Source organism: Microcystis sp. LE19-10.1B (assembly GCF_027530565.1).
Taxonomy (GTDB): Bacteria; Cyanobacteriota; Cyanobacteriia; order Cyanobacteriales; family Microcystaceae; genus Microcystis; species Microcystis aeruginosa.
Genome location: NZ_JAPZQM010000709.1, coordinates 1 through 4,010, shown reverse-complemented (window position 1 = coordinate 4,010; position 4,010 = coordinate 1). Strand labels below are relative to the sequence as shown.

The following is a 4,010-nucleotide window of genomic DNA, read 5'->3' as shown; positions in this document are numbered from 1 at the left end:
ACTAATTCTCCATACCGAATTTCAAACCGACCCCGACTCCAAGATTCCTTTCCGAATGCTCGATTATCGCATTCGCGTCTATCGTCGTCATCCCCAAAAACCAATGCGTCAAGTGGTAATTTATCTGCGACGCAGCGATTCTCCCCTAGTGCAAGAAAATACCTTCCGTCTGGGGGAAACCTTTCATTCTTTTCAAGTCAACCCGGTTTATTACCCTTTGCCGTCCTCAGCAATACCGATGATCCCGAACAGGTGTTAAGTCAGCTGTCCCGTTCTCTAGAAACTATCTCTCAAAAACAGGTGCAAAGCAATCTCGCTGCCGCTACCAGTATTCTCGCTGGGTTAGTATTAAATCGAGAGACGATAAAAAAAATCCTTCGGAGTGACATTATGAGAGAATCCGTCATCTATCAAGATATTTTAGAGGAAGGCAGAGAGGAAGGCAAAGAGGAAGGTAAAGAAGAAAAAGCCCGACAAATTGCTCTAAAAATGCTATCTGCTGGTTTTCCTATCTCAGAAATTGCCCGATTTACTGATTTATCCCCCGACGCGATCGAAGAATTACAATCGAGAGACGATAAAAAAAATCCTTCGGAGTGACATTATGAGAGAATCAGTCATCTATCAAGATATTTTAGAGGAAGGCAGAGAGGAAGGAGCATTAACCGCTAAATTAAACTCTATTCCCCGTTTATTGGCTTTAGGGTGAAGTGTAGAACAAATTGCCCAAGCTTTAGACTTAGATATTGAACAAGTACCACAAGTCATTGAGGGACAAAATTGAGTGAAAACGGACAGTATTTTCTATCGTCTCTTTCAGACTTTTCCTGAAAGTTTCTTTGATTTGCTGAATCTTCCCCCTGAAACCGTCAATCATTATCAATTTTCCTCCCTAGAAGTTAAACAACTCGCTTTTCGTTTAGATGGGGTCTTTCTTCCTGATAACCTTAATGAACCGATTTACTTTGTTGAGGTACAATTTCAAAAAGATGAACGGTTTTACTCGCGCTTTTTTAGTGAAATATTTCTCTATTTTCATCAAAGTGAGAGTAATAACAATTGGCAAGGGGTGATCATTTATCCTCATCCTGGAATTGAAAATAGTCCCAAATCTCGTTATCAAGAATTCTTTGAGTCAGGACGGGTTAACTGTTATTATCTGAATCAATTAGATGAGGGGGATTCTCTGGGGGTAAAAGTGTTACAATTAATTGTGGAATCGGAACCAAACACCTTAGCCCAAGGAAAAGAACTGATTCAACAAGTTAGACAACAATTTCAGGAGTCTTTAAAAGGACAGGACATTCTAGAATTAATTGAGACAATTCTCATTTATAAATTACCGAAATTAAACCGTAAGGAGATAGAAGCTATGTTTAGTTTAAGTGATTTAAGAGAAACTAAGGTTTATCAAGAAGCTTTAGAGGAAGGCAGAGAGGAAGGCAGAGAGGAAGGAGAATTATCGGCTAAAAAAAGCCTAATTTTGCGTCAGCTAAACTTAAAACTAGGTTCTATTCCTTTAAAGGTAGAACAAAAAATTAAACAGTTAAATCCTAATCAATTGGATAATTTAGCTCTTGCTTTATTGGATTTTTCGGATTTAGAAGATTTGCACCAATGGTTAAATTAATAGGATGAAGTACAGTCGTCAACCCAACATATAAGATTAGCTTACTGCTACCCAGTGCCTTCGGCATCGCACTAATAATTTTTGATCATTAATTCTCTACCAGATGCCGCCGCTCCTTGTTTATAATTATTCATGCCATACTGAAGATTCCACTCGATAATATGGGCAAAATCAAAGAGTTTTCTGATCTCTGGACAATCATCGTAGGTAATTAACCATTTAGCCTGACATTGACGCATATGATCGGCAAAGCGTTGATGATCGAAGCTGGTATGTAAATTCCCTCTTACGCCGTATAAACGGGATTTTGTGGCACTATAGTAGGGGGGATCGAGGAAGATAAAAACTTCTTTTCCCTCTTGAAATAATAATTCTTCGTAGTCTTGGTTAGTAATTTTGACCGATGCTAATAACGGCGCAATTTGCGTTAATCTGGCAATTGATGAATCAGTAAATCTACTGTTAAAAGCCGCTTGGGAATAACCCCCGGAATCGACTGTTCCCGAAAAAGTCATCCGATTTAAGATAAAAAAACGCACCGCTTTCTCAAAGTCGGTTAACTTTAAATCTTCCCTTGTCAAATCTTGAAATAATTCTCGTCCCTTATCATATTTCTGTTTAATTTCTGTTATTTTTGCTACCAAAAACTCAATATTTTCTTGAGGGCATTGCCAGAAACAATATAAATCATAATTTAAGTCATTAATCCAATAGGTTTTTATTTGTTGTCCAAAGAGTTGCTTAACAGCAAAAAATACAGAACCCCCACCAAAAAAAGGTTCTCGATATTCCCTAATATTGACAGGAATTTGCGGCAGAATTTGCTTAATTGCCCGGGATTTCCCCCCGGGATAACGCAAGGGACTTTTAATTGTTGACATTTTATACTAAATCCGTTTATTAAAGACTGATTATCTATTCCCCCTTTCGCCTTTTGCATGAGTGCCTGTCCTGATATGTAGCCTATACTCATAAGAATTCCGTTTAATTCCACATTTAGGACTCGTATCCTAAGGTTAGCAAAACCACTTCTTCCAATTGGGCAATTATTTCGGGACTCAGTTGTCCCAGTGTGCGGATCAAACGAGTTTTATCCAGCACTCTCATCTGAAAACATAGGGCAACAGAATCTTGGCCGAGTCCACCATTACCCTGTTCTATCAGTAAGCATATAGGCAAAGCAGCGCGACGTTGGTTGGTGGTGAGCGGAATAGCAATGATCGTAGTTGAGAACTGGGAAACAAGGTCATTCTGGAAAATGATGACGGGACGAATGCCCGCTTGTTCAGAACCTTGAGTTGGATTGAGGTCGGCTAACCAGACTTCACCCCGTTTCAGAGGATTAGTCATCATTGGTCTTCTTGATGGAGTATTACTGCATAGTCATTCATACCTTCTTCAGCAAAGGCGCGATCTTCATCAGCAAACTCTGCAAACAGATCGGCCAGTTGCATTGGATCGAGAACAGCCTGATGACGCTGACTGCGAAACTTTAAGAAGGCAATAAAATCAGCCACTTGCTGAAGCTGATTATCAGTTAGTCGATCCAAGTCTTGCTTAAGAGCTTCAGCACTTACTGGCATAGGAAGAAAAAACATTCCGACTTCCCCATTATAAGAGATCCTGGCCAACAGCCGTCTTCAACAAACCCCCATGAGTCCCTGAGCGCGTAGCGGGGTAGGGAGGACGTTCAGACGTTCGGACGTTATCAGTTACTACTGTCTGATTCACCCGCGCTGCTAGACCCATTACCACCTGAAGTTGCCGAGGGATTTGTTAGATTAGGAGTAGGTTTAGGGGTTGTCTGGGAAGCCTTTGGAGGTTGGGGACGTAGCTTGACCACTCCATTCCAACTACGCTTCACAGTTACAGATTGACGATGAGTATCAGAGGATTTTTCTTGGCTCATCGAAAATTTGGGTCTGAAACCCCGTCGTTCTACGACGGCTTTACTGTTAAATATGAGCATCGTTTACAAAATATATGCTAGAATGTGAGACATGGAAAAAGCCTACTCGTTCCGATTTTACCCCACACCAACACAAGAGTCGCTATTGCGGCGCACATTGGGCTGTGTAAGATTAGTTGACAACAAAGCTCTCCACGAACGAACACAAGCTTGGTACGAAAAGCAAGAAAGAGTAGGCTACGCTCAAACTTCTTCAATGTTGACCGATTGGAAAAAACAAGAAGAATTAGACTTTTTAAACGAAGTTAGCTGTGTACCTTTACCACAAGGGTTAAGACACCTACAAACAGCTTTCACTAATTTCTTTGCTGGTCGTACTAAGTATCCTAACTTTAAGAAAAAACATCAGGGAGGAAGTGCCGAATTTACCAAATCAGCCTTTAAATTTAAAGACAAACAAATCTATTTAGC

The 4,010-nt window shown here is 40.3% G+C and carries 5 protein-coding genes and 2 pseudogenes; 4 read left to right on the top strand and 3 right to left on the bottom strand.

Annotated elements, in window-relative coordinates:
• The 3 genes and pseudogenes from O9332_RS25125 to O9332_RS25115 form a co-directional block, all read left to right on the top strand.
• Window positions 1-600 (top strand): annotated as a pseudogene (locus O9332_RS25125) (Rpn family recombination-promoting nuclease/putative transposase); the annotation flags it as partial.
• A gap of 34 nt (window positions 601-634) precedes the next feature.
• Window positions 635-784: pseudogene (locus O9332_RS25120) on the top strand (flagellar assembly protein H); the annotation flags it as partial.
• Window positions 785-1,630: an Rpn family recombination-promoting nuclease/putative transposase gene (locus tag O9332_RS25115; protein WP_288027821.1), complete on the top strand. Its 846-nt coding sequence runs from the start codon at window positions 785-787 to the stop codon at window positions 1,628-1,630.
• Between the two features lie 71 nt (window positions 1,631-1,701).
• Here O9332_RS25115 and O9332_RS25110 read toward each other — a convergent pair whose 3' ends face one another.
• From O9332_RS25110 to O9332_RS25100, 3 genes are all read right to left on the bottom strand, one after another.
• A complete protein-coding gene (locus O9332_RS25110) occupies window positions 1,702-2,511 on the bottom strand; it encodes a DNA adenine methylase (protein ID WP_125732122.1) in 810 nt (269 codons plus the stop codon).
• A gap of 115 nt (window positions 2,512-2,626) precedes the next feature.
• On the bottom strand, window positions 2,627-2,983 hold the full coding sequence (locus tag O9332_RS25105; protein ID WP_002760242.1) for a type II toxin-antitoxin system PemK/MazF family toxin: 357 nt from the start codon (window positions 2,981-2,983) through the stop codon (window positions 2,627-2,629).
• Complete coding sequence (locus O9332_RS25100; protein ID WP_002760243.1) at window positions 2,980-3,228, bottom strand: hypothetical protein; 249 nt, start codon at window positions 3,226-3,228, stop codon at window positions 2,980-2,982. The genes O9332_RS25105 and O9332_RS25100 overlap by 4 nt, the downstream gene beginning before the upstream one ends.
• A 402-nt stretch (window positions 3,229-3,630) precedes the next feature.
• On the opposite strand from O9332_RS25100, the gene O9332_RS25095 reads away from it, so the two are divergent.
• Window positions 3,631-4,010 (top strand): RNA-guided endonuclease InsQ/TnpB family protein (locus tag O9332_RS25095; protein ID WP_288027818.1); only part of this gene is annotated, 380 nt, incomplete at its 3' end.

Bases quoted from the DNA above. Each gene is read 5' to 3' on its own strand.
- O9332_RS25110 (WP_125732122.1), bottom strand. From the start codon at position 2,511: ATGTCAACAATTAAAAGTCCCTTGCGTTATCCCGGGGGGAAATCCCGG.
- O9332_RS25100 (WP_002760243.1), bottom strand. From the start codon at position 3,228: ATGTTTTTTCTTCCTATGCCAGTAAGTGCTGAAGCTCTTAAGCAAGAC.
- O9332_RS25105 (WP_002760242.1), bottom strand. From the start codon at position 2,983: ATGATGACTAATCCTCTGAAACGGGGTGAAGTCTGGTTAGCCGACCTC.